This window comes from Bradyrhizobium australafricanum (assembly GCF_020329495.1).
Taxonomy (GTDB): Bacteria; Pseudomonadota; Alphaproteobacteria; order Rhizobiales; family Xanthobacteraceae; genus Bradyrhizobium; species Bradyrhizobium australafricanum.
In genome coordinates this window covers 212,394-237,784 of sequence record NZ_JAGKJL010000002.1, presented here as the reverse complement: position 1 = coordinate 237,784, position 25,391 = coordinate 212,394, and the positions used below count along the sequence as shown (strand labels likewise).

The 25,391-nt window shown below is 62.1% G+C and carries 17 protein-coding genes; 4 read left to right on the top strand and 13 right to left on the bottom strand.

Going from position 1 to position 25,391, the window contains the following annotated elements:
- The first annotated feature begins 142 nt into the window (after positions 1 to 142).
- On the top strand, positions 143 to 1,450 hold the full coding sequence (locus tag J6525_RS02895; RefSeq protein ID WP_225641892.1) for a UDP-glucose dehydrogenase family protein: 1,308 nt from the start codon (positions 143 to 145) through the stop codon (positions 1,448 to 1,450).
- Positions 1,451 to 1,586: 136 nt separating this feature from the next.
- On the opposite strand, the gene rfbD is transcribed toward J6525_RS02895, so the two are convergent.
- Together rfbD and rfbC are read right to left on the bottom strand one after the other, a co-directional pair.
- A complete protein-coding gene (rfbD, locus tag J6525_RS02890) occupies positions 1,587 to 2,498 on the bottom strand; it encodes a dTDP-4-dehydrorhamnose reductase (RefSeq protein WP_225641891.1) in 912 nt (303 codons plus the stop codon).
- Positions 2,498 to 3,052, bottom strand: coding sequence for a dTDP-4-dehydrorhamnose 3,5-epimerase (gene rfbC, locus J6525_RS02885; protein ID WP_225641889.1), 555 nt, complete (start codon positions 3,050 to 3,052; stop codon positions 2,498 to 2,500). The genes rfbD and rfbC overlap by 1 nt, the downstream gene beginning before the upstream one ends.
- 109 nt (positions 3,053 to 3,161) lie before the next feature.
- On the opposite strand from rfbC, the gene rfbA reads away from it, so the two are divergent.
- The 3 genes from rfbA (at position 3,162) to J6525_RS02870 (ending at position 5,861) form a co-directional block, all read left to right on the top strand.
- Positions 3,162 to 4,073 carry a glucose-1-phosphate thymidylyltransferase RfbA gene (gene rfbA, locus J6525_RS02880; RefSeq protein WP_018270712.1) on the top strand — a complete coding sequence of 304 codons (912 nt, stop codon included), beginning with the start codon at positions 3,162 to 3,164 and terminating at the stop codon, positions 4,071 to 4,073.
- Complete coding sequence (rfbB, locus tag J6525_RS02875; RefSeq protein ID WP_225641887.1) at positions 4,063 to 5,130, top strand: dTDP-glucose 4,6-dehydratase; 1,068 nt, start codon at positions 4,063 to 4,065, stop codon at positions 5,128 to 5,130. The genes rfbA and rfbB overlap by 11 nt, the downstream gene beginning before the upstream one ends.
- A gap of 164 nt (positions 5,131 to 5,294) precedes the next feature.
- Positions 5,295 to 5,861, top strand: coding sequence for a hypothetical protein (locus tag J6525_RS02870; RefSeq protein ID WP_225641885.1), 567 nt, complete (start codon positions 5,295 to 5,297; stop codon positions 5,859 to 5,861).
- Positions 5,862 to 5,968: 107 nt separating this feature from the next.
- Here the strand turns inward: J6525_RS02870 and J6525_RS02865 are convergent, their stop codons facing one another.
- From J6525_RS02865 to J6525_RS02815, 11 genes are all read right to left on the bottom strand, one after another.
- A complete protein-coding gene (locus J6525_RS02865) occupies positions 5,969 to 7,213 on the bottom strand; it encodes a glycosyltransferase family 92 protein (protein WP_092079625.1) in 1,245 nt (414 codons plus the stop codon).
- Between the two features lie 505 nt (positions 7,214 to 7,718).
- Entirely contained in the window at positions 7,719 to 8,642 is a 924-nt protein-coding gene (locus J6525_RS02860) for a glycosyltransferase family 2 protein (protein ID WP_168856486.1), read from the bottom strand.
- Positions 8,643 to 8,653: 11 nt separating this feature from the next.
- Positions 8,654 to 10,858, bottom strand: coding sequence for a glycosyltransferase WbsX family protein (locus J6525_RS02855; RefSeq protein ID WP_168856485.1), 2,205 nt, complete (start codon positions 10,856 to 10,858; stop codon positions 8,654 to 8,656).
- 334 nt (positions 10,859 to 11,192) lie between these two features.
- Entirely contained in the window at positions 11,193 to 13,229 is a 2,037-nt protein-coding gene (locus J6525_RS02850; RefSeq protein WP_092079613.1) for a tetratricopeptide repeat protein, read from the bottom strand.
- Positions 13,226 to 14,572, bottom strand: a complete 1,347-nt coding sequence (locus J6525_RS02845) for an HlyD family type I secretion periplasmic adaptor subunit (RefSeq protein WP_076833256.1) — start codon at positions 14,570 to 14,572, stop codon at positions 13,226 to 13,228. The genes J6525_RS02850 and J6525_RS02845 overlap by 4 nt, the downstream gene beginning before the upstream one ends.
- Entirely contained in the window at positions 14,562 to 16,796 is a 2,235-nt protein-coding gene (locus J6525_RS02840; RefSeq protein ID WP_057020230.1) for a peptidase domain-containing ABC transporter, read from the bottom strand. The genes J6525_RS02845 and J6525_RS02840 overlap by 11 nt, the downstream gene beginning before the upstream one ends.
- 194 nt (positions 16,797 to 16,990) lie before the next feature.
- The gene (locus tag J6525_RS02835) at positions 16,991 to 17,605 is read right to left on the bottom strand and encodes a class I SAM-dependent methyltransferase (protein WP_057020229.1); all 615 of its coding nucleotides are present in this window, start codon (positions 17,603 to 17,605) and stop codon (positions 16,991 to 16,993) included.
- A 452-nt stretch (positions 17,606 to 18,057) separates the two neighbouring features.
- Positions 18,058 to 19,329, bottom strand: coding sequence for a calcium-binding protein (locus J6525_RS02830; RefSeq protein ID WP_092079610.1), 1,272 nt, complete (start codon positions 19,327 to 19,329; stop codon positions 18,058 to 18,060).
- Between the two features lie 673 nt (positions 19,330 to 20,002).
- Complete coding sequence (locus tag J6525_RS02825) at positions 20,003 to 21,157, bottom strand: glycosyltransferase (RefSeq protein WP_225641883.1); 1,155 nt, start codon at positions 21,155 to 21,157, stop codon at positions 20,003 to 20,005.
- Positions 21,154 to 23,142, bottom strand: coding sequence for a heparinase II/III family protein (locus J6525_RS02820; RefSeq protein ID WP_225641881.1), 1,989 nt, complete (start codon positions 23,140 to 23,142; stop codon positions 21,154 to 21,156). Before J6525_RS02820 ends, J6525_RS02825 begins: the two co-directional genes overlap by 4 nt.
- A gap of 1 nt (position 23,143) precedes the next feature.
- Entirely contained in the window at positions 23,144 to 25,324 is a 2,181-nt protein-coding gene (locus J6525_RS02815) for a bi-domain-containing oxidoreductase (RefSeq protein ID WP_225641879.1), read from the bottom strand.
- Between the last annotated feature and the right edge of the window lie 67 nt (positions 25,325 to 25,391).

Here is a 25,391-nt window from a genome sequence, read left to right as displayed (position 1 = left end):
CTCAGCTGCACCGAGGCGATCACCGTTTGCACAAAAAGCCGCCGACCTCCAACACAAACTATGCGCTATAAAACTTGGCGTTGTCGGCGCCAATTGTGCTAGTGCTAGCTCCTCCTCTCCACACTGATCGACGAGCGGATTCATGAAGATTGCAATGGTTGGAACGGGATATGTAGGTCTCGTGTCCGGAGCGTGTTTTGCCGATTTCGGCCATCAGGTCGTTTGCGTCGACAAGGACGCCGGCAAGATCGAAGCCCTGAAGCACGGCAAGATCCCGATCTACGAAACTGACCTCGATAAGCTCGTCGAGACCAACGCCGCGGCCGGACGGCTGACCTTCACGACGGAGCTCGCGGGCGCCGTCGCGGACGCCGATGCCGTGTTCATCGCGGTCGGAACGCCCTCGCGGCGCGGCGACGGCCATGCGGACCTGAGCTACGTCTATGCTGCGGCCAGGGAGATCGGCGCGGCGCTCAAGAAGTTCACCGTGGTGGTGACCAAGTCGACCGTGCCCGTGGGCACCGGCGACGAGGTTGAACGCCTGATCCGCGAAACCAATCCCGACGCCGATTTCGCCGTTGCGTCGAACCCCGAATTCCTGCGCGAAGGCGCCGCAATCCAGGATTTTCGCCACCCCGACCGCATCGTCGTCGGCACCGAGGACGATCGGGCCAAGAGGGTGATGGGCGAAGTCTATCGTCCGCTCTATCTGAACCAGGCGCCGATCCTCTATACCGCGCGACGCACGGCTGAATTGATCAAATACGCCGCGAATGCCTTCCTCGCCACCAAGATCACCTTCATCAACGAGATCGCCGATCTCTCCGAGAGGGTCGGGGCGAACGTGCAGGAGGTCGCGCGCGGCATCGGGCTCGACAACCGGATTGGAACCAAGTTCCTGCATGCCGGCGCCGGCTATGGCGGCTCCTGCTTCCCGAAGGACACCCGCGCGCTGTTCAAGACCGCGCTCGACCACGACGTCCAGCTGAAAATCGTCGAGGCCACGCTGACCGCGAACGACAACCGCAAGCGCGCGATGGCGCGCAAGGTCGCCAACGTGCTCGGCGGCGAGCTGCGCGGCAAGACCATCGGCGTGCTCGGCCTGACCTTCAAGCCCGACACGGACGACATGCGCGAGGCGCCCTCGATCCCGCTGATCAACGGCCTGATCGACTTCGGCGCCAAGGTTCGTGCCTACGATCCCATTGGCATGGAGCAGGCGCGCAAGGAATTGCCTGAGATCGAGTACTGCAAGGATGCCTATGAATGCGCGCGCCGCGCCGATGCGCTGGTGATCGTGACCGAGTGGCGCCAGTTCCGCGCGCTCGATCTCAAGCGCATCAAGCAGGAGATGAAGCATCCGGTCGTCGTCGACCTGCGCAACATCTACCGTCCGGACGAGATGGCCGCGCACGGCTTCACCTACGACAGCATCGGTCGGCCGCGCTGAGCGCTCGCGCCCGGCGACGATAGCCGCCGGTCGGTTCAATCCTTGAGCCTTGGTTCTGATCAAATCAGAACCAAGGCTCTTTTCTTGTCTGACGCGTTTTCTTCACGCGCACCGGCATTCCACTTCCGAAGCCGTCCTAAGCGTGGGCCGGCGCGCCGAGCTGGACAAACGCATCCAGTTCGCGCGCCAGCGCTTCCTGCCAGGTCGGCATCGCCACGCCGAACTGCGCCTTCAGCCGCGACAGATCCAGCCGCGAATTGCCCGGACGCACCGCCTTGGTCGGAAAATCGGCCGCTGCGATCGGAGCGATGTTCTCGACCGCCAGCGTGACGCCGCGAGACCTCAGCCCGCCGACAATGGCGGTTGCGAAGCCGTGCCAGCTGGTTTCGCCGGCGCAAACGAGATTGACGACACCTCCCCGGCGCACGAGCTGATCGTGCAACGTGGTGAGGTTCGGCAGGACGATGCCGGCGACCGCACCGGCGATCGCTGATGCCGTGGTCGGCGCACCGATCTGATCGGCCACGATCCGCAGCTCCTTACGCTCACCGGCGAGCCGCGCAATGGTGCGCAGGAAATTCGTGCCCTTTGCGGCATAAACCCATGAGGTGCGCGCGATCAGATGCGCCCCGCCCGCCGCCTGGATCGCGACATCGCCGGCAAGCTTGCTGGCGCCGTAGACCGACAGCGGTTCGGTCGGGCTGTCCTCGCGCCACGGCCTGTCGCCCGAACCATTGAAGACGTAGTCCGTGGAGAAATGCACCAGCGGCACGCCGTTCGCTGCAGCCCATTTGGCGATCGCTTCAGGTCCCTTCGCGTTAACCAGGAACGCCAGCTCACGCTCGTCCTCGGCGCGATCGACGGCGGTATAGGCCGCCGGATTGATGATGAGATCGGGCTTCAGACTCTCAAGCTGGCTCGTCAGCATCTCCGACTTCGACAGATCGAACTCCGCGGTGGGCGGCGCGATGATCGTGCCGTGGCTCTCCAGCAAAGGCTTGAGCGCACTGCCAACCTGGCCGCGTGTTCCCGTCAACAAGATCCGCATCAGATTTGTCCATAGGTCGGAAGGTTGCTGGCGTCGGCAAGGAGCGGCGCGTCCGCATCCTTGGCCGACAGCTGTGGCTTGTCGACGCCCCACTTGATCCCGATCGCTGGATCATTCCACCGGATCGAGAGCTCGTCCTTGGGGCTGTAGAAATCATCGCACTTGTAGAAGAAGTCGGCGGTCTCCGAGAGCACCACGAAGCCGTGGGCGAAGCCGCGCGGCACCCATAATTGCCGGCGGTTCTCCTCGCTCAATTCGACCGCGACATGCTTGCCGAAATTCGGACTGCCGACGCGCACGTCGACGGCAACGTCCAGCACCTTGCCGCGCAGCACGGAGACGAGTTTGCCCTGGGTGACCGGGTTTTGCAGATGCAGCCCGCGCAGCACGCCATAGGCCGAGCGGGACATGTTGTCCTGCACGAACGGACGCGTGATGCCGTGCTCGACATAACGCGGAGCCTGGTAGGTCTCAAGGAAGAAGCCGCGCTGGTCGCCGAACAGCTTCGGCTCGACGATCAGGACTTCAGGAAGCTCGGTCTTGATGACGTTCATCTAACATTTGTTCCAGTTTGACGCGCTTGAAATGTTAATTCCCTTCTCATAACAAACTTGTGCAGCGCACGCTATATGTTATGTTCTGATAGTCAAATTGTGAGGGACCATGAAAGGCATTATCCTTGCCGGTGGCACCGGCTCGCGCCTCTACCCGGTGACGACAGTCGTCTCCAAGCAACTGCTGCCCGTCTTCGACAAGCCGATGATCTACTATCCGCTGTCGACGCTGATGCTGGGCGGAATCCGCGATATCCTGATCATTTCCACGCCGCAGGACAAGCCGCTGTTCCAGCGCTTGCTCGGCGATGGCAGCGAGATGGGTGTCCGGTTCGCCTATGCGACGCAGGAGACCCCGCGGGGTCTTGCCGACGCCTTCATCGTCGGACGCGACTTCATAGGCGATGACTCTGTTGCCCTTGTGTTAGGGGATAACATTTTCTACGGCCACGGCCTGCCGAGCATGCTGTCGTCCGCCTCGATCCGCAAGAAAGGCGCCACCGTGTTCGGCTACGTCGTGAACGCGCCTGAACAGTACGGCGTGATCGAGCTCGACGGCACCGGCCGGGCATTGTCGATCGAAGAGAAGCCGAAACGGCCGAAATCCAACGTCGCGGTCACCGGCCTCTACTTCTACGACAACGATGTGGTCGACATCGCGGCCGGCATCAGGCCATCCCCGCGCGGCGAGATCGAGATCACCGACGTCAACAAGGCCTATCTCGAACGCGGCGACCTCTATGTCGAGGTGCTCGGCCGCGGCTTTGCCTGGCTCGACACCGGCACCCATTCCTCGCTGGTCGAGGCCAGCCATTTCGTCCAGATCCTGGAGCAGCGCCAGGGCCTGCGCATCGCCTGCCCCGAGGAGATCGCGCTGCGCCAGGGCTACATCTCGCTCGAGGCGTTCGCGAGGGTCGCACAGAAGACCGCCAAGAGCAGCTACGGCGAGTACCTGCTGTCGGTCTACCGCTCATTCCACGGCGAGCCGCGCGCGGCGGAGGTATTCAAACATGCGGTTTAAGGGATCGACGATCTTCGTCACCGGCGGCGCCGGCTTCATCGGCTCCGCCGTGGTCCGCCACCTGCTGCGCGACACCCACGCCCGCGTCGTCAACATCGACAAGCTGACCTATGCGGCAAACCTGGCCTCGCTGCCCCGTGCCGCCGAAAGCCTGAACTACACCTTCGAGAAGGCCTGCATCTGCGAGGCGCAGAACCTGCGCCGGCTGTTCGAGAAATATCAGCCCGATGCGGTGATGAACCTTGCCGCGGAAAGCCATGTCGACCGCTCGATCGACGGCCCCGGCGAATTCATCCAGACCAACATCGTCGGCACCTTCACGATCCTGCAGGAGACGCTGCGCCACTGGCGTTCGCTCTCGCCCGAGAAGCGCGACCGGTTCCGCTTCCTGCATATCTCGACCGACGAGGTGTTCGGTTCGCTCGGCGACGAAGGGCTGTTCACCGAGACCACGGCGTATGCGCCGAACTCGCCCTATTCGGCCAGCAAGGCGTCGTCCGATCATTTGGTGCGGGCCTGGCGCGAGACCTACGAGCTGCCGACCCTGGTGACCAACTGCTCCAACAATTACGGCCCCTATCACTTCCCCGAAAAGCTGATCCCGCACATGATCATCAAGGGGCTCGCCGGCGAGCCGCTACCGGTCTATGGCGACGGCAAGAACATCCGCGACTGGCTGTTCGTCGAGGATCACGCCAAGGCGCTGACGCTGGTGCTGGAGCGCGGCGAGGTCGGCGAGACCTACAATGTCGGCGGCCGCAACGAGCGCACCAACCTGCACGTGGTCGAGAGCATCTGCGACCTGCTCGACGAGGTCGTGCCGGCCGCGGCAGGCCCGCGCCGCCACCTGATCAATTTCGTCGCCGACCGGCCCGGCCACGACCGCCGCTACGCCATCGACGCCACCAAACTCGAAACCGAGCTCGGCTGGCGCGCCGAGGAGAATTTCGAAACCGGCATCGCCAAGACCGTGCGCTGGTATGTCGACGAGCAACCCTGGTGGCGCGCCATCCTGGACGGCGGCTACAAGGTGGAACGCGTCGGCCTGAGCCAGTAGTCGCCGATCTTTCCAATCACCGGCGTGGATGGCCAACAGGACGTCGAGAAGCGCGATGACGACTCAACCAGATCTCATCGCTGCTTGACGAGCCGCGACCGCCTTCCGACGGTGGATTGGCAGCCACCCGCCAGACAACAACTCGAGAAACACGGAATCCCGTCATGAACATCGCAATGGACGGTCAGGAACTGACACTGTTCAAAAGTTTCGTGAACCTCTCGACGCGGTATCTGGAATTTGGCTCGGGAGGAAGCACTTGGCTGGCCTGTCAAACCAAGAAGGAGTGGGTCATTTCCATTGATTCTTCCGCGGAATGGCTCGCCAACGTTGCCGACGCCACGGGCGACGCGAGTACCAAGCCTTTGCTGCTGCACGTCGATATCGGCAAGCTGCGCGAGTGGGGTTATCCCGTGGAAAAGGACAAGGAGAGCTCGTGGCCCGAGTATCACGAACGTGTCTGGGAGCGCCCGGAAAGCAAGACCGCCGACCTGTATTTCGTTGACGGCCGGTTTCGCGTGGCTTGCTTCGTACAGTGCGTGCTTCACGCCGCACCGGGAGCCTTCATCGCAATTCACGACTTCGAGAATCGCCCCCACTACCATTCGGTGCGGACGGTCGCTCGCGAAATCGCGCGCGCCAACAACATGTCGATCTTCCAAAGGCCGGCAAGGATCGACGTCGATGCCGCACAAGCCCTGCTCGCGAAATACCGCCTGGAGCCGCTGTAGCTGACCAAGGCCTCTGTAGCCGGTCGCTACCGTCAACCATCACGTCAATGCATGAAATAAGAAGAAGGGCGCGCCGATTGGCGCGCCCTTCTCTATCGTTTCCGGGTTCAGCCCTGAACCAGTTTCTTCAGCTCCGGAAGAAACCTCTGGATCGTGGCGTCTTCGACATCGTTGCGATCGCGCAACGTGAAGAATTCCATTGCGCGGATCTTTTCAGGATCTCCATCGCCGAGCGGCCTGCCCCGCTCACGCTTCTTCAGCAATTGCTGCCGCGACTTCGTGTAGTAGTGATTGATCACGAGCTTGTTCCGCTTCGGAGCAGTGCAGCGCCCGCCGATCGGGAAGACAGGCGTGCCGTCCTCATGAACGTAGCAACCCAAGACAAGCGATTGATGGGGATGCAGATAGGACACGATGGTGTCAGGCCGCACGATTGACTTCATGATGAAATGATCCGGGAAATCGTCCGGAGCACGACGCGTGAAGGATTCGATGCACAGACCGGCCGGCCTCGCGTCGTGACCGTTCGACCCGAAGTTCAACCAATGCACCGCCACCGCCGGCGCCGGCCCGAGCTCGGTCAAGACGTCCTTGATGTTGCCGGCCTGCGTCGGAAACAGATACTCATCGGCATCGATGAAGGCGCACCATTCGGCACAATTGCGGTAGCTGTCGATCGCATGCGAGAACGCGCGCATCTGGCCGAATTCCCCTTCCACGAAATGATAGGTGATCATTTCGGGCCACGGGAAGGACTCGATCACGGCACGAGTATCATCAGTGCTGCCGTTGTCGTAGAGGTAGAAGTGATCAACGCCGACCAGTTTGTGGAAGTGTAGCCATTCCAGCAGATCGTCGCCTTCGTTCTTGATGGCGCACACCACCGCCAAGCCGTGCTTCTTGCGATCGACCCCGGCGTAGAGCTTCTTGGCCTCCATCACGCGCAGGAGGCCGGCAAACTCTCGCCGCAGATTTTCACTTTTCGGGGCCGCAATGAGCGCGGCAAGATAGACATCCTGCGCTTCATGGGCGGACCCCATATTGAGGGCCGCGATTGCCAGGCGATGCAACACCCGCGAGTCGGATGGCATCTGCTTGACGAGGTCGAGAAGGATTCCACGCGCTCCGGCGAAATCGCATGCCTGCACAAGCGCCGCCGCCTTTGCAAACTGGAATTCCTTGTAATCACCGAATTGCTGCTCCAACTGCTTGACCGATTGGATCAGCTCGTCGGGTTTCGGATTTGCGATCCGCCCGGAAAAGAAATCTCTAAGCCTTGCCTCGATCTCACTTGCTGGAAGCGTATCGAGATTCACGCCTGAGCTGAAACTAGACAATGCTGGAATTTCCATGTCCAACCTGAGCCGCTCCCACGAGATCAACAAGCTATTAACATTGGTTCGCACCACGAATTCCCTATTAGCGCACATATCCTACAAGAATAAGGCTATAACACGCAGTGCTCACAATTAACTCTTGTAAGGTTATTTCGAGGAAAATCAATACAATAGAGCAAGGGGACTCGACGTCATTTGCACGAAAACCGCGTCACAGGACCGGAACGATCGGAGATCGCCGATGGACCACGGGAATGAAGCAGTCCGCTAGTCGTTCGGGCTTACAAGAACGATGCTTTTGACATCGTTATCCGCAAGCCTCCCGCCCGGCGCGTTCAGCTTTTTGAGTTCCAGCACCCTGCTGCGGCTGCGGCACGCTCCAGACCTCTCGTCGGCGCAATTCGATCGGACGCCAGGCTCCCAGCCGACGAAGCGACGAAGCAATCGCTCGGTCTCCATCCCAATCAAGGCCCCGTTCCGATTGTGTCGGAACGGACAAGGCTGGTCTTGCATTGCTCGATCAGCGCCAGCGAACCGGCCGGGTCCGATCGTTCGACTCCACCGTCCGGTGTTCTACATGATAGGGCGCGTAGATCTGCTTCACCCAATAGTTGAAGTTCGGGTGCAGCTTCACGAAGTCATAGAATGAATCGCCGAAATTCGACGGACTGAGGCAGGTCTTGTTCTGAGGCCGTGACGCGATTGCATTCAGGCAATACGACATCATGCAAGCCTTTGTCTCGCTCTCTGCCACCTTGCTCAGACTTCGGAAACTGTTGGTTGAATGAAGTCGGTACAGATAGCGGTCGGTCTCGAGATAGGTCGGCTCGACCTTGGTTACCGCGCGCAACGCAAAGTCCCAGTCATGGCAGTATTTGAGATCGGCAAGCCAACCCACCTGCCGCAGCAGTTCACGGCTGAAGACAAAGTTTCCGGTCGATGCCGCGATCTGAGAATCCAGAAATGTCCATGACAACGGCGCACCTGCGATCTGGGCCCGATCGATCGCATAGCGCAGGCGCGTTGGAAACTGGAAGTTGCTGATCGACTTTCCATGTTCGTCGATTGGCTCAACCGCCGAGAAGCCGAAGAACAGCCGATCATTGGCATGCTTATCCGCGAACAGCCGAACCCGATCCTTGGAAAAGGCATCGTCCGAATTCAAAAGGAAAATCATGTCGCCGTTCGTCAGCGATAATGCCCTGTTCCAGGTGTAGTGGGCGCCAAGATTTTGAGGGTTCTTGAGCAGCTTGCAGGAAACAAAGCGCTTTCCGAACGACCTCTTCTTGAGGACCCTCTGCGCGACTTCAAAACTCTTGTCCGGCGAATTGTCGTCTACGATGACGAGCTCGATGTCTGCAAACGTCTGTTGATAGACAGTCTCAAGGCATTCCTCAAGATACTGCTCATGCTTGTAGCACGCGATGACAACACTTGCGAGCATCGGTGGCGACCTCAACGTCTCACGATGATCGAGTGGCGAGACCGCACGAGTGCACTAGTCCCGTCGCCGACCTCCAGAACCGCGAGTTGATATTCACCATCCGGCAAATCTCGAATCGAGAAGGACAGCTGGAAACCGAAATAGCAGTCCTTGCTCTCGGCCTTCATATACTCCTTCACGTCCACGCGCTCGTGCCAATCTACGATCAGGCAATAGCCGCCGTTTGCTGCGCCATCCGGAGTAAGCCCCGACAGGACCAGGAATCCCGTTCTCTGTCGGCTGGCCTCAAAGGCGTTGCCCGCGCAAATCCATCCCCGCACCAATATCTCATAGCGCGGATCGACAATCACCCGTTCGCCGGTTTGAGAATTGATGTTCTCGATCACCAGCAACGAACCTGCCGGATTACCGGACGCGCCTTCTGCCTCCACTGGCGTGCCGCTTCTTACGCGCTGCACCCCCGAATGGGTGAGGCCCGACCGGTGCAGGCTTGCGAGCACTTCGACATGCGTCGAGGCTTCTTTTACCGCCCACTCAAGCTCCTGCCTACTCAGGCAATCCAGCAAATCCGGGCTATTTCGAATCTGGGCCGAAATGGGCTCAGCCGAAGCGACCCTTCGCACGACCTCGAGAAACGCCCGTCCATGGCGCGAATCCGGCTCGAGATGCGCACCTTCCGCCCACTCGTTCCAGGAATTGATAAACACCAATGATTCGGAAAAGCTGTTGCCCTTGGCACGCAGGGTTGCATCGCGAAGCCAAACCTCAAACGCTTCCGGACTGGACCTGGTAAAGACGTGACCGCGCGGCCCCTTGCGAGGCGTATTGTCCCAACGCGGCATCACCGCAGGAAAGAACGGGAAGTCGTAGATCTTGCCGATCGACGATCGCATGGCGTCGACATAGTCGTACACCTTTCCAGCGAAGGTCGGCGGTGCATCGACTTCGGTCGGCGGCACCTCCCTTGTCGAGACCGTGTGCGGAGGAAACTCGATTGCCGCGTCGCAATTGACGTCGCGCGGATCGAACTCTCCGAACGTCATCGCATTGCAAATGAGAAGCTCGCCGATTCCGAGTTCTCTGGCTCGCTCGCGCCAAATCTCGAACAAGCGCTGCTTGTCCGGCAACAATGACGGCCTGTAGATGACGATGACCTTTCGACCGTCGACAGTTATGTAGCGCTCATCGAGCAGCAGGTCGGCCATGTCGTCGATAAAGCGGACATCGTCGTCCAGGGAGTGGTTTTGTCCCAACAGAAGCTCAGCGTCCGAGCCGTCCCACCGACGAGACCAATTCTCGTTTGCCCAGCAAATGCAGAAAGGCAGGTTCGGCTCGCCGTCCTCGAGCAGCAGCTGAAGCGGCTTTTCCAATAACCTTCGGCCCTGGAACCAATAGACGTAGTAGCAAAATCCATCGATGCCGTACTGGCGCGCCAGCTCGCCCTGCTGACGACGCGTTTCCGGCAGCCGGACGTCATAGAATCCAAGATCGGCCGGCAACCATGGGGACTCGTGTGCCGGAAACTGGGCACGCATGCGCGCGACGTTGGTCCACTCGGTAAACCCTGGCCCCCACCACCTGTCATTTTCATCAAATGAATGGAATTGCGGGAGGTAGAAGCAAATGTAGCGCACCTCCTTGGGAGGCGCGTCCGCCAGTCCAGCAACGATCCTGTTGTTGCTCGGAAACAACAGGTCGTCGTAGTCCGCGGTCGAGAACCCCAGCGCGACGATCAATTCGCCTGGCGTATAGTTCTCGAACAGGGGTATTTCGTAGTACTCGCCATCATTCAGGCTGATACGCAGATAGATCTGCGCACGCTTAGGCTCCACAAGCGCGTTTCTCAGGGCGCGCGCCAAGCGACGGCGCACTCCCGGCGCGGATAGATCGATACGAAATCCGGGACGTCCGATCACGCTCCGCGGACCTACGCGGGCCGGCATAGATCGGCCTGTCCGTCCCTCCTCGACACAGTGGGAACCGACAAAAAGCGCGATCGAAACGGTTGAAGCGGGCGACTGGGCATCGACAATCCAACCCGAAATCCCACGCCCCGAATACTCCAGTATCGCGCCGCGCAGACGCGATCCTGACTGGAGATCGCCTACGTCGGGATCCAGGAACAGGCTCTGCGGATGGTCGTCCTGCTGAACCGGACTGGCAACGGGCAACATATCCTTTGTATCCCTGACGCTCCGTTCGACCATCTTGTTCATTGCCACTCAATCTCCTGCCAACGCTCAGCGCCGGGTCCAGTTTCTCTTTCCCGGTCGCGCGGAAGTTCGATCCCGAGATCACGCTGCCTGACATGCCCGGATCGTGACCTCTTGATCCTTATCGATCATCTCCACACAACCAGAGGTACAATGAACATTTCTTGCGCGAACGCAACATTAGCGCAATCTCTCTGTCGTCGATGTGAAAACCATTGTTAGTTCTGCCTAGATTGTCACGCGGACTTGCCCGCTTCCGTGCCTTCGCGCTCAAAAACAAAGCTGTCCATCATCTCTGCCGTTGCCTGCGCGCGACGCGATGCCGTCTCCAACAAGTTCAGCCGACGCTCTCGCCCATTGCCTGCAGACGACGTCGCGCCCCTTCGTTGTTCTGCTGCGCCGCTTGTCGATACCAGTGCAGCGCCTGATCGCGATCCTGTGCGACGCCGTTGCCGGCGCGCAGCGCATCGCCAATTGCGAGTTGGGCTTCGATCATGCCCTGCTTCGCAGCGGCCTCGAACCATTCGGCCGCCTTCGCCGGATCGGCATCGCGGCCCTGTCCCCGGCCCAGCATCACGGCAAGGTTGTATTGCGCCGTCGTATGGCCCTGGCGCGCCGCCGCCTCGTACCAGGTGACGCCGTTGGCGAGGTCCTGCTCGACGCCCTGCCCGGTGCAATACATCACGGCAAGCTTGAACTGCGCCGCAGCGTTGCCGCCGTCCGCGGCCTTGACGATCCAGCCGGCGGCGGCCTGCGGATCCTTGAGGCCGCTCTTGGGATCGGAATACAGCAGCGCCAAAGTGTGCTGGGCTTCGACGTGGCCGGCGCCTGCTGCACGTTTGAACCATTGGGCCGCGGCCGGAACATCGACGGCGCCGCCGGATCTTCCCATGTGAAGCCCGCCCAGCTGAAATGCCGCGGCCGGATGGCCGGCCTCGGCAGCGTCGGTCAGCAGCGCACGTGCTTGCGCAAGACGCTCCGTGGACGGCTCATCCTGGATAAGAAACATCGCGTAGGCCATCTTCGCATCGGCATCGCCGCCGTCGGCCGCCTTGCTGAGCCACTCCGCGGCACGCGCTTGATCGCGCGGCACGCCGTTGCCCGCCGAGTAGAGCCGGCCGAGCTGCACGCCGGCGGCGCTAATGCCTCCTTCGGACGCGCGCTCGAACCACTTGATCGCAGTCGCGACGTCGCGCGCCACGCCCCTGCCATTGAGATAGAACACCGCAATATTGTGGGCCGCCGTGGCGTGGCCGCCCTCCGCCGCACGCTCGAACCATTTCGCAGCCTGGCGGATGCTGGGCGGAACGCCGGTGCCGGTGGCATAGAAGCGTCCGGTCAGGAACTGCGCCTGCGTATCGCCGCGCTCGGCCGCCTTCTCGTACCAATACGCCGCCTCGCGCAGATCCGGCTCGGCGGCAGTCCCGAGCGCATAGAACTCAGCCAGCGCCTGGATCGCCGGCAAATAGTCCTTCCGCGCCGCCTTGCGCAATGCGGTCTCGGCCCTGTCGAGATCCTTGACAGCCCCTTTGCCGCTCAACCGCAGCAGTGCAATGTTGTAGAGCGCGATCGTATCGTCATGGGCAGCGGCGCTCTGGAACAGTCGCGCGGCTTCCTCGACATTTTGGGGAAGCCCGGTGCCCTTGAGGCACATGAAAGCGAGCGCAACCTGTGCGCGCACATGTCCCTGTTCCGCGGCCTTGTGATACCAGATTGCGGCCTGCGCGAAATCGACGGGAACGCCCCGCCCCTGATAATACACATCGCCAAGCGCGAACTCACCGGCCGCCGCCTTCTGCTCGGCCGCGGCCTCGTACCAGCGCAGGGCGGCAGCGTGATCTTTCGTGCAGCCTTGCCCGTTGGCGTACATATCGCCAAGGATCGCTTGCGCCTCCGCTTTGCCGGCCTCCGCCGCCACCGATAACCAGAGGAACGCGGCGTCGATATCCCTGGGCACGCCGATTCCGTTCGGGAAAACCAGATCGTGGAGGTTGACCGCCTTGTCGCCCAGACGCGCCGCAGTGGATTGCCGCCACATCTCTGGCCTGTTCGGTCCAACCGTGGCGTTGACGCCGTTGAAGTAGATCAAGCCAAGCTGGAATTGGGCTTCGGTATGTCCCTTCAGGGCGGCGCGTTCGTACCACGCGACCGCATCCGGAAGGCTGCCGATAACACCCTCGTTCCGCGCATAAAGCAGCCCGATCCGGTAATCCGCCTCCGGATCGCCGGCTTGCGAGGCGAGCCGCCAAAACCGCAACGCCTCGAGATATTGCTGGTTCTCGTACGCCTCCAGCCCCCGTTCAAACGGCTTCGAGTCTGAACGGGACGAGCCGGGGCGCAGCAAGTCGAGAAGGGAACGCGTCGATACCGTCATGGCTCGCGCATTGCTTCTTTTGCGCTGCGCAGCATGCCGCCGAGCAGATACATCGCCACCGAGCGGGTGCCGACATTGACATCACCCTGCAGCGTCATGCCGGGGATGAGGCGGAAGGTCTTCGGAACATCCTTGAAGTTGGTCTGGTCGACCGAACACCGCGCCTTATAGAAGGCGTCGACAGGCTTTCCATCATCGTCGTTCGTGAAGGCGCCTTCGCTGATCCAGCGAATCTTGCCTTCGGCCGTACCGTGCTCCGCCGCGTTGAACGCATCGACCTTCATCGTGCAGGGGTCGTTGGGCCGGACGAAGCCGACGTCGCGCGACAGGATCTGGATCTCCGCCTCGAGCCGCGTCTTGAGCGGCATCAGCGTGATGAAGGGATCACCCGGCTTCAGCACGGACCCGACCGAGAGCTTGGCGAGGGTCAAGACGACCGATGGCTCGGCAGCCGTCCACCGCACGAGGTCCTGATGCTTGATCGCCTTGTCATACTGTGAGCGGGCCGTATCAAGGTTGTTGCGCGTCGTGACCAGATCCTGGCTCAGCTGCGCGTTCCACTGCTCGGTGAAGGCGTTGCGATCCGCCTTCAAGGAATCCAGCTGGTGCTGCGCTTCCAGCAAAGTGTTGTGCGTGTTGTCGATCTGACGCAACAGCTCCAGGCGCGTGTCCTGCGACAGATACAGGTTCAGCTTGGACCCGCTGCCGCTTTCGGCGAGCGTCGAGCGCATGTCCTCGATCTTGCCGGCGATCTCGGCACGCTGACTGTACCGCTCGTCGTCCTTCTTCGACTTCTGGATCGTCGCTTCGGTTTGGCTGATCTTGGAATCGTAGCTGTTCACCTGTGCGTGGTACTGCGCGACGCGCTGGTCGTAGAGCGCCTTTTGCAAGGAGTTGTACCTGGTGACATCAGGATCGTTGGATTGGCCGTACGACAACGGCTTTCCGGACAATTCGGCCTCGTCCCGGGCGACCTGCGCCTCAAGGCTCGCAACCTGCAGCTTGTACTGCGTGACATCGGCAGCCGTAAACGTCGAGTCCAGAGTCGCGAGCAATTGTCCCGTCTCAACCTGCTGACCTTCCCGAACATCGATCGTCTTGATGATGGACGCGTCCAAAGCCTGCAGGACGTTGATCTGATCGACGGGAACGATCTTGCCGCCCACGCTCGTGATCACGCGATCGACGCGCGTGAAGCACATGATCGCCACGACGGCGGCGAGGAACCCCACCAGGACGAACAGCGTTGCGCGGGCCAGCAACGGCTCGGCGGCCTCGCGGATCGCATCGGTCTCGGACTGGAACTGGCGAACGGTCGCGAGCGAAGCTTGATTAGGAGACAAGGGTCGGACTCCTGAAATTCTTTTCATTGCGGCCCGCCGGCGCAAGGTGAGTGTTCTGCTGGTACCAGAGCGAGCTGTAGATGTCGTTCCGTTCAAGAAGTTCCTCATGACGACCGATATCGTCGACGACGCCGCGGTTGAGAACGAGGATCGCGTCGGCCTTCGTCAGCGACGACAGACGGTGCGAGATGATGATCAGCGTGCGGCCATGGGCAATCCGCGAAATATTCGCGTTCACGATCGTCTCGCTCTCCGCATCGAGCGCGCTGGTCGCTTCGTCCAGGATCAGGATCGGCGGATTGACGATCAGCGCTCGCGCGATCGCGAGGCGCTGGCGCTGGCCGCCGGAAAGATTCGTGGATCCCTCGTAGATATAGGTCTCGTAGCCTCGCGGCAGCTTGTCGATGAATTCCTCGGCACCGGCCAATCGCGCCGCCCTGACGATGTCATCGAAGGTCGCATCGGGCTTTGCGGCCGCAATATTCTCGCGGATCGTGCCGCTGAACAGGAAGTTCTCCTGCAGCACGACGCCGACGTTGCGCCGGAGATGGTCGACATCGTATTCGCGGACATCGATACCGTCGACCTTGATCAGTCCGCCATAGTCGGAGTGCAGGCGTTGCAATAGCCGCGTGATCGTGGTCTTGCCCGAGCCGCTCTTGCCCATCACGCCCAGCGTCGTGCCGAGCGGAATCTCGAAGGAGATATTGTTGAGCGCCGGCGACACCGCGCCCTTGTACTTGAACGTGACGCCGGAGAATTCGACCAGCCCCTTCAGCGGGACCCTCACACCATGGCCGGAGCGTCCCTCCTCAGCCGGCTGATTCACCAGCCTGCCGACGATCGTGACCGCAGTGCGCGCCTCGTCATATTGGTTGATGAGCTGGGCCATCTGCATCAGCGGGCCGGCAACACGCTGCGACAGCATCAGAAAGGCAAACAGCGCGCCAACATAGACCGGATCGCCACTCGACACGGCCATGTAAACGCCGAACGCATAGGGAGCACTCACCGCCAGCCGCTCCAACGGCTTCACCAGCGTCTGGATGGCGGTTCCGGTCATGCCTTCCGCAAGCCGCGCCTTGGCGACGCGCGCCACCAGCACGTCCCACATGTGGCGCTGGCGCGCATCGAGCGCCAGCGATTTGATGGTCCGCATGCCGTTCAGGCTCTGGATCAGAAACGCTCCCTGTGCCCCTTCGGCCGCCAGGGTTGCCGAGGACTTCTTCCGATAGGCGGGCAGCATCACGATCAGCCAGGTCACGATCATCGCAGCAAAGGCAAGAACCATCAGCGTCATGAGCGGGCTGAAGAAGAACATGACGGGCAGGAAGAAGAACAGCGTCGTCGAATCGAGAATGGTCCCGAACAACTGCCCGGTCAGAAAGCCGCGAATTCGAAATACTTCGCGGATATCCCGGGAAATCAGGCCGACGGGATTCTGCTCGAAGTAGTCGATCGGCAGATTGAGCACCTTCTCGAACACGTAGGTCGACAGTTTGACGTCGAGGCGTGCCGTCAAACGCTGAACCAGATACTGCCGCAGGAACGAGAATGCCGCCTCGAACACGATGACCACGAGCATCGCAGTACACAGCACATAGAACGTGTTGTAGGCCTTGTAGAAGATGACCTTGTCCGAGAGCAGCCGCCAGAACATGATCGGTGCCAGGCCCATGAAGCCCAGGATCAGCGCCGCAATCGCGACGTCGCGCAGGATGCGCCGTTCGCGGAACAACAATGCGGTGACAAAGCCGAAGCTGAACGGCTGCGTCTCGTCGGAAATCTCATAGTCGCGCTTGGCCATGACGACGTCGCCCGACCAGATGTCCTCAAAGCGCGGTTGATCGATGACGAGCAGCGCGTCCTCGCTCGCGTTCGGATCCTGCAGGACCACCCGGGAGCTGTTCTCGTCGCCTTCGAGGCGCAGCAGCACCATGTGGCTGCCGTCGCGCAGCCGAACGATGGCCGGCAGCGCCCTCTTGAGATGGCTCAGACCCTTCCAGTCCAGCGTGACGGCCTTTGCCGTCATGCCCGAGGAATTCGCACACTTCAAAAGCTCGGCCAGCGTGACTTCCTGATCGCCCAGGAGGTTGTCGTGGATCAGCTGGGACGGGGTCAGATGCAAGCCATGCTGCCTTGCCACGATGACGAGACAAGCGAGGCCCGAAGGTGGCAGCGCCTCCACCGAAGGTGCGCCGACGAGCGAGAGGTGTTTGGTCATGGATGCCTCGAAGTTTCGACTGCGCAAGGTCCGGTCCCCAGCGAGATTAACTTATCACTGTTAGTTCGCTAACGCAGCATTTTCAGCGCGTCACCCGAAAAAGATATGTTCACGGCACGCCGCGAAGCCAATTTCGAGCACGTTCTCGCGCGATTTAACCAGGGAACCTTATAACATTGTTTAACATCGACAAATCACGAGTCGGCGGTCACCGTCTCCTGGAAGTCGAATCCGCAGGCCTCCAGCTGCGGCCTGATCCGCTCATCCCTGGCCTCCGGCATCAGCGCCAATGCGCAGATCTCAAAATTCCCGCTGCGAACGGAAACCGTCGGGAAACCGGCGCTGAGCAGCAGGTTTCCCATCCGCTCGGTCGAAAAGCCGGTCTTGTGCGCCATGTGATAGCGCCCCTGCTCGATCGCGCCGGAATGCCCGTAGATCATGTCCAATGGCCGGATCGGACCAGCCGGCGAGACGTAAGCGATCGCGCCGAGGCCGCGCGTCAACATGTGCTGCGCGACCGCCTCGAGGTCGGGAGACATGATCAACGCGAATCCGTCCGGCTTGAGGACTTGGCGGAACTGGACGAATGTGGGGTGAACCTCATGGGCGTAGAGATGCTCCATGACATGAGAACACCAGATCGCGTCGAACGAGGCCGCCGGGAACAATCGGGCAAGATCGGTAATCGACCCGACGACGTCGGGGCTCACGCCGCCGTCGACGTCTAATCGAATCTCGTCCCATTCATGCGATGTCAGGAGCGGCTGGATGCGCTTGGTAACCGTCGATCCAGCGCCGGCATTCAGCATTTTTTTCTTGGCCAATTCGAAAGCTCCGCGGGTTCGTTAAGCGGCTGAGTTCTGGAGTGATTGTTCGTCTCGACTTAAGGTGCCGGGTTCTCGGATAGCCGTCGGCCACAACTCCGTCGTGTCAAGCGAGCGGCACGGCTTTACAAAAGCTACGTGGTCCGAATGTGACGAACTAACTTCTAACGTCGATTGGCGAAAATGCCCGGGGCGGAACTTGTGATTGATTTGATACATCCGACTCGGATCGGTCGACAAGGTTCCAATCGGAATGCGCGCATGCACTTCCCCTGACGCGAGCCGTCGAACTCATCGCAGGCGCGTCATGATCATCAACCGCAGCCTATTCGATCATTCAATCACCCACTTTTGACGGCCATGCCGGCGATCAAAGAAAAAAGCGCCGCCTCAACCTCGGTTGGGGCGGCGCCTTCGCTTAGTGCAGACCTAGGATCTTACAGCTTGGTCGAGTGACCATCGTTGAAGATCAGGAATTCGATGTTGCTGGTCTGGGTCACCTGACCATTGCTGAAGGTGATGTCCATAGAACCGTTCGATCCAGCGCTGATGTCGCTCACGTCGGTCGAAGCGTGATCCAGGAAGGTCAGGGAGTCCTTGTTGCCGCCACCGCCATCGATGGTATCGCTGCTGGTGGCGTTGTTCAGGTAGAAGTAGTCCTGACCGGAGCCGCCAACCATCGAGGCCGTACCGGTGTCGGAGCCGACGAACGAGTCCTTGCCGTCGCCGCCGATCAGAGTCTGCGTGCCGGAGCCGGCGACCAGCGTATCGTTGCCGGAACCGCCATGCAGCGTGTCGTTGCCGGCGCCGCCATAGAGCGAGTCGTTGCCGGCACCGCCGTCGAGCGAGGTCGCGTGCGACGCATCGCTGCCCGAGTAGAGCACGTCCTTGCCGTTGCCGCCGAACTCAGCAGCAGTCTGAGCACCGCCGACAAGGAGGTCATTGCCGTTGCCGCCATGCAGCGTGTCGACACCGGAACCGCCATACAGCGAGTCGTTGCCGGCGCCGCCGTCCAGGCTGTCGTTGCCCGCACCACCGTACAGCGCATCGTTGCCCTTGCCGCCATCCAGCGTGCTGGAATTGCCGGCGGTGCTGCCGGACACCAGCACGTCCTTGCCGTCACCGCCACTCAGCTGCGACGAGCTGCCGCCGTAGAGTGTGTCGTTGCCGGAGCCACCGTTCAGGGTGTCGGCACCGGAGCCGAACAGCAGATCGTTGCCCTTGCCGCCATCCAGCGTGCTGTGACCGGAGACGTTGTCGACCAGCACGTCGTTGCCGGAGCCGGCATCGATCGAGTCGTGACCAGCACCACCGAAGATCGTGTCGTTGCCGGAGCCGGTGAGAACCGTCGTGTCGCCAGTGTTGTTGATGAACACCTGATCGTTGCCGTGGCCGGTCGCGACCAGCACCGGGGTGCTGCCGTTCACCGTCAGCGTGACGTCCTTGTTGGTGTCCTCGATGATCGCCTTCAGGTTGGCGTCGGTGTTAACGGTGTTAATCGGGTTGGTTTCGATCAGAACATTGGCGTTCGGATCCGGGTTGGTGATCCCAGCCCCTTCCTGCACCGGAATGGTCGCGCCGTTATCCGGGCTGGTGTATCCGATCCCCGCGTTGATCAGATAGTCAAGAATCTGTTGCTGGGTCGAGTGATCGATCGTTCCGTTGATCGCGTGTTTGAGGTCCGTCTGGTCTAGATTGTAAGTCGCCATCGATGTAGCCCCTGCTTGGGATACGAGGATTCAAGCCGCTCGCCCACACTTAAGCTGTTGATTCACAACTGGTTTGTTGCGATGCAACCCAAATGTGGACCCAGGTTACGAACTTGTTAAGTCCATTGTTAAGTCCGCTAGGCCGGAGTGTCAATCAGCAATGCGCTGTTAACACCCGGTTCCCTGAGATTTATGTGAGACTTAGCACGACTTCGAATGCACTATAACATTCAGCGCATGCCAATCGCCAATGTTAGCCGCGGCGCAAAAAAGGGTAGTGATTATACGGGGTTTCACGGGGGCCCGGGATACCGCGGGAGCGCAGAATTTCGCTGATGCCGTGAGCGCTTCGACGCGATTTTCTGATCTGAAAAAAATATTTCTGCACCGCATGAGACGTTTTGCAAAAAAGCGTCAAACTTCGCAACCGGCGCCCCACCGGCCAGTGTTATAGTGCCCCTTGGCAGCAGTTTGCGGGCTCGATCAAGCGAGATCCATGGAATCACCCGCAGAATCAGCGCCGTTCGACCGCAAGATCAAAACCTGGCGCGATACGGATCAGACACCCTGCTGTAACAAATTAACACCAGATTTGCCGCAATATGTTAGCGACGCCGGCATGGAACCGGCGGGGACGGTACCCGATCGCGGGTAAAGCTCCGACCTGCGGCGATCATCCCCCGGCGGCGCGCGCGTAGATGGCCTCGAGCAGCCGGCGGTTCTCGTCCGGCGCGTAGCGCTCGAGATAGGCGGCCCGTGCGGCCCGCCCCCATGCGGCGGTCAGTTCGGCGGCGCCGAGAACCTCACTGATCCGATTTCGGAGCGTGGCCGCGTCGCCCGGCGGCACCAGCGCGCCGGTCTTGCCGGCGCTCACCACCTCGGCAAGTCCGCCGATCTCGGAGGCGATGACCGGCGTGCCGCGCGCGAAGGCCTCGACCACGACCATCGGAAATCCCTCGTACCACAGCGACGGCACCACCAATGCCCGGGCGTTCGCCATTTCCCGCAGCACCTCATCGCGCGAGAGCCCGCCCAGGAAGGTGACAAGATCGGGCGCCCGAGCCTCCAACGCAGCACGCTCCGGCCCCTCGCCCACGACGCGCAATGGCACGCCGGTCCCCGCAACGGCCTCGAGCAGCACGCCGACGCCCTTCTCGCGGCTCAGCCGTCCAACATAGAGCAGCCCGCTGCGCGGCGTGGCTGCATCGGGCGCCCCCGGATCGACCATGAAATTCGGTTTCACGTCGATCCGATCGGCGTCGAAGCCGGCCTGCGTGAACAGGGTTTTGGCGAACTGCGTCAGCGCGATCAGGCGCAGGCCAGGACGCGTCCAGGTGCCGCGGCGCTGGTGCTGCGCGATCATGTAGGCCGACGCCATCGAGCCCGGAAGTGATCCGCGGTAGCAGCGGTGCACGACGCCCCAGAGATGGCCGCGATCGAGACACTTGTGGCAGATGCGGCCGTCGCGTAGCAGCATGCCGCCGGTGCAGATGCTGCGATAATTGTGCAGGGTCGCCACCGCGGGCACGCGCTTTTGCCGACAGAGATCGAACACGGCGGGCGACAGCAGCGGGAAGAAATTGTGGACGTGCACGACGTCCGGGCGAAAGCGGTCGATCGCTTCCGCCACGACCCGCTTTCCCTCCGCGTTATCGGCGGTCGACAGCGTGGTCGTGATGCGCGCGGGGAGCGAATTGATCGCCGCGTTGCTGACCGTGAGCGTTTCAACGCTGTGTCCTGCGGCGCGCAGCAGGTCGACTTCCGCTTCAAACACGACGTCCTCGCCGCCGCGTCCCTGATACCTGTTGTGAGCGACCAGGATCTTCATGATCCGGCCGGGTCTGAAAACCAGCGCAGCTCGGTCACCAGGTTTTGCCCGCCCGCGAGCGTACCGGAGCCGATCAAGGTCGTCGCCGGCAGTTTGAGATCGAAGGACGGCGAATACCAGCCGGCCGGCATGGTCTCGTCACCCCGATACGGCATCCAGCTGAGGGCCGCCGGCAGATCGAGCTCGCCGCGCCCGCCCGGCCATGCGAGCTGCGCCCTGTACCCTTCGAGCCTGCATTCGACGCCGGGACCGAGATGCCAGCTGAGGCTCGCCGGGACCGCAAGCCCTTCATCAGCAAGCACGGTATCGGTAACGACGAGCCGCGCCGCCTGACGCTGCAATTGCACCGAGCGGCGATGCACGACACCCGCTTCGTCGCGATATCCAGAATGCTCCGCGACCCAGCTCGCATCCGCATCGCGATCGTCCAGGCCGCTTGCCGCGACAAGCCGGCTCTGCGCATGCCTTGTCCAGAGAAACGGCCCGCCCGACACCGACTGGTCGCGCGCGAACAGGCACAGCGTGTTGTGCGCCAGCGTGGAGCGGAAGTAGGCCCGCCATCGCGGATCGCCATGGTAGCAATAGGTGCCGGGGTCGGCGAGGATCTCCACACCGCCGATCCTGCATTCGAGCGACAACGCGTCCGCATGGGCGTGGGCGGCAATGCGGCCGAAGCCATGCGGGCCGTGGTCACAACGGCACCACACCGCGCGGTCGGAATCGATCAGAAAGGTCTGTCCCGCCCCTTCAAGCAGATGCGGGCGGCGCGTGGGCCGCCCGGCGATCGCACGGGCCTCGATGCCGTCGGTGAGCACAAAGCTACGTAGATCTGGCTCCGGCGATGTGGGCCACCATGGCAGAGCGCCGAACAGGCGCGCGCCGCTGGCTAGCAAGCCGAGCCAGCGATTGCCGGCGTGATCGTCGAGCAGCAGGCCGATGCCGTCGTCGCCATCGCCCTGCCGCGGCGGATGACCGCGATCGTCCAGCATCGCGGCAATGACATCGCTCATGCGGCACATCGTGGTCCACACCGCATCGCCAAGCGGATGTCCGGAGGACTCGCCCTGCACTGCCGCCGCCAGCAGCAGTTCGAGAACAAAGCCATGATAGTCGGTCGCGAGCTCGCTGTTGCTGCCGCAGGCAAGCGTCTGAGCAATGGCTTCGTGTGCCAGTGTGGCGGCCGATTGCTCGCGCCATCGCGCACTGTCCTGGAAGAACGGAAACACGCACGCCGCCACGAACTGCCCGGCAGCCTCCGCGATGAGGTGGTTGTTGGCCGAGGAGCCTCGGCTTGGGAACTGCGACAGCCAGTATTGATGCGCATAGAGCTGCGTCAGGAACAGATCGTTGTCCTCGAACAGCGCGGCAGCGCCGGGCCAGTTCTGCAGCAGCTGGCGCACCCAGGCCCACGAGATCAGCCGCACGCCAAGCTCGATGCCGCTGATCCAGTGCGGGCCGCGCGGGAACGGATTTTCGCGCCACCAGCTCACCAGATGCTCGGCCGCGCGCACGGCGTAGCGCTCGTCGGAGCTCAGGTAATACGCGGCCGCGAGCACCGTGAGATGGTGATGACGCGACGGCTCCCAGATGTATTTGATGTTTCCGACCGCGGTTTCGTCACGATAGGGAACCGCGAATGCGTGCACACCGGCCGGCGCCCGCTTGCCGCTTCTGATATCGACGAACCAGTCGGGCCGTTCGCCGAGGGCCCCATGATCCCTGGCGAAAATCCGCCAGTGCCCTGCGAGAATCCGGTCGGCGCTCTGGATCAGCGGTTCGGCGGCCTGTTGCGGAGCGCTGGCCCGCGAAGGCAGCAGCTTCAGGCGCGGCTGCCGCGGTCCGGGAGCGAGCCTGGCGCCGGCGCGCCGCGCGATATCCGGCGGAGTGATCCGCCAGAGCAGATGCAGCACCTGGTCGTTCACCCGCCCCGCAAGCTCGGACGGCTCCATGCGCTGCAGCCTGCGCAGATACCAGGCCGGATTCATCTCACGCCGTCGAGGCGTGCGCGACGCCCTGCTCTGCCGCGCCGGCCGTCAGATCGATCGGCATCCCGGCGGCCGCGCTTTCCTGCACGGCAAGCGTTGCGCGCGTGGTCGCCAGCAGCCCGTCGAGCGCAATCGGCATCGCGGCTCCCGATGCGACCGCTGCGATGAAGGCATCCAGCATCGGCCGCTGGCCCTTGTCGAGCCGCGCCGTCTTCGCCGTGCGCTGTCCGGCGTGCCAGACCTCGAAGCCCGAGAAATTGTCGAAGGCGGCAAAACCCGTGCTTGCCGATATCTCGAGCGCTTCCTTCGACACCCGCGGATCGCCGCCGGTGAGATAGCTGAGACTCGCGACCGAACCGTCGGCAAAATCGAAGGTGGCGACGAGATTGTCGACGTCCTTGCCCGCCGTGCTCGCGGAGACACGCACCGGTTCGGCGCCGAGCCACCAGCACAACACGTCGATGAAATGGCCGCCCTCGCCGACGAAGCGGCTGCCCTCGCTCTCGGCCTGCAGATACCAGGACGATTTCTCCAGCGGCCCGGCGATGACGCGATATTGCAGGGTCTGCGGTCCTGCCGGCGCGAACGCCGCGCGCATGCCCTGCAGCAGCGGCGAAAAGCGGCGGTTGAAGCCGACCATCAGGCGGTTGTTGCCGGTTTCCCGGATCACCTGCTCCAATCGATCGAGCGAGCTTGTATCGATCGCCAAGGGCTTTTCGACAAACACCGCCTTGCCGGCGCGCAGCGCCTGCGTCGCGAGGTCGGCATGGGAGGCATGGCGCGTTGCGATCAGCACGGCATCGATGTCGTCGGCGCCGAGCACCGAGGCCGCATCCGTCGAGGCACGCGCGAAGCCGAACTTGCGGACCGCCGTGGCACCGCTCAGGCCCGTATTGGTGGCGACCTCGACAAGATCGACGCGCTGGTTGCTCGCAAGCTGCGGCAACAGCATGCTGGAGGCATAATTGCCGGCGCCGATGACGCCGAGCCGCACCCGGCCGCTGCGCAGGGCAACCGCCGGACGATAGGTCATCTGCATCGCGCGGGGAGCGGCGTCCGGATAGGCGAACACCATGCCGAGACCGACCTCGCCACGGCTCATGCGCTCGAACGCCGACGTCGCCTGCTCCAGCGGCACCATTTCGGAAATCAGCGAGGAAAAATCGAGCCGCCCGTCGGCGAGCAGCGCGACGATCGCTTCCATATTGCGCTTCTCGGTCCAGCGCACATGACCGATCGGATAATCGATGCCGCCCTCCTCATAGAGCGGATCGTAGCGGCCGGGGCCGTAGGAGCGCGAGAAGCGCACGTCGAGCTCCTTGTCGTAGAATTCGTTCCACGGCAGGTTCAACGTGCATTTGCCGATATCGACAATACGGCCGCGGTCGCGCAGCAGTGCCGCCGAACGCGATGCGAGATCGGGATCGTCGCTGCCTGCGGTGATGAACACGCAATCGACGCCGTTGCCCGCGGTCAGCTGGTCGATCCGGGCGCGGAATTCGGCCGCGGCATCATCCGATGCGACGGCACAGACCGCGGCGCCCGCAGTCTCCGCCTGGCGGCATCGCGCCTCCAGCCTGTCGAGCCCGGCGACCACGACACCGGCGCTGCGCAGCAGCCGCACCATGATCTGCCCGATCAGGCCAAGGCCGATCACGCAGGCGGTCTCGCCGAAACGGATCTCCGACTGGCGCATCGCCTGCAGCGCGATCGAGGCGATCGTGGTGAATGCGGCCTGGTCGAGCGCAGCGCTGTCCGGCAGCGGCACGCAGAGGTTCACCGGCACCCAATTATATTCGGCGTGGGTTGCATATTGATTGCCGCCGCAGCAGACACGCTGTCCGACCGAGAAGCCGCCGACGCCCTCGCCCACTTCCACGACGGTGCCCGACAGCGAGTAGCCGAGCGGCGTGTAGGAATCGAGGCGGTTCATCACCTTCTGATAGGTCGCAGCCAACCCCTGCTGACGGACCGAGCGCACCACCTTGGCAACCTGGTCAGGTCGCGCGCGCGCCTTGCCGAGCAGCGACAGGCGGCCTTCGGTGAACTTCATCATCTCGGTGCCGGTCGACACCGCGGAAAACGCCGTGCGCACCAAAACCCCGCCGGGGCGGCAGCGCGGCGCCGGCACATCGATCAGCTTGAGCTCGCCGCTCTTATAGTTTTGCGCGATCTGCTTCACAGTCGGTCAATCGCCTCAAGTTAACAGCGCTCCTTGTATCGCGCCCAACGCCCGCAATGAAGCCAAC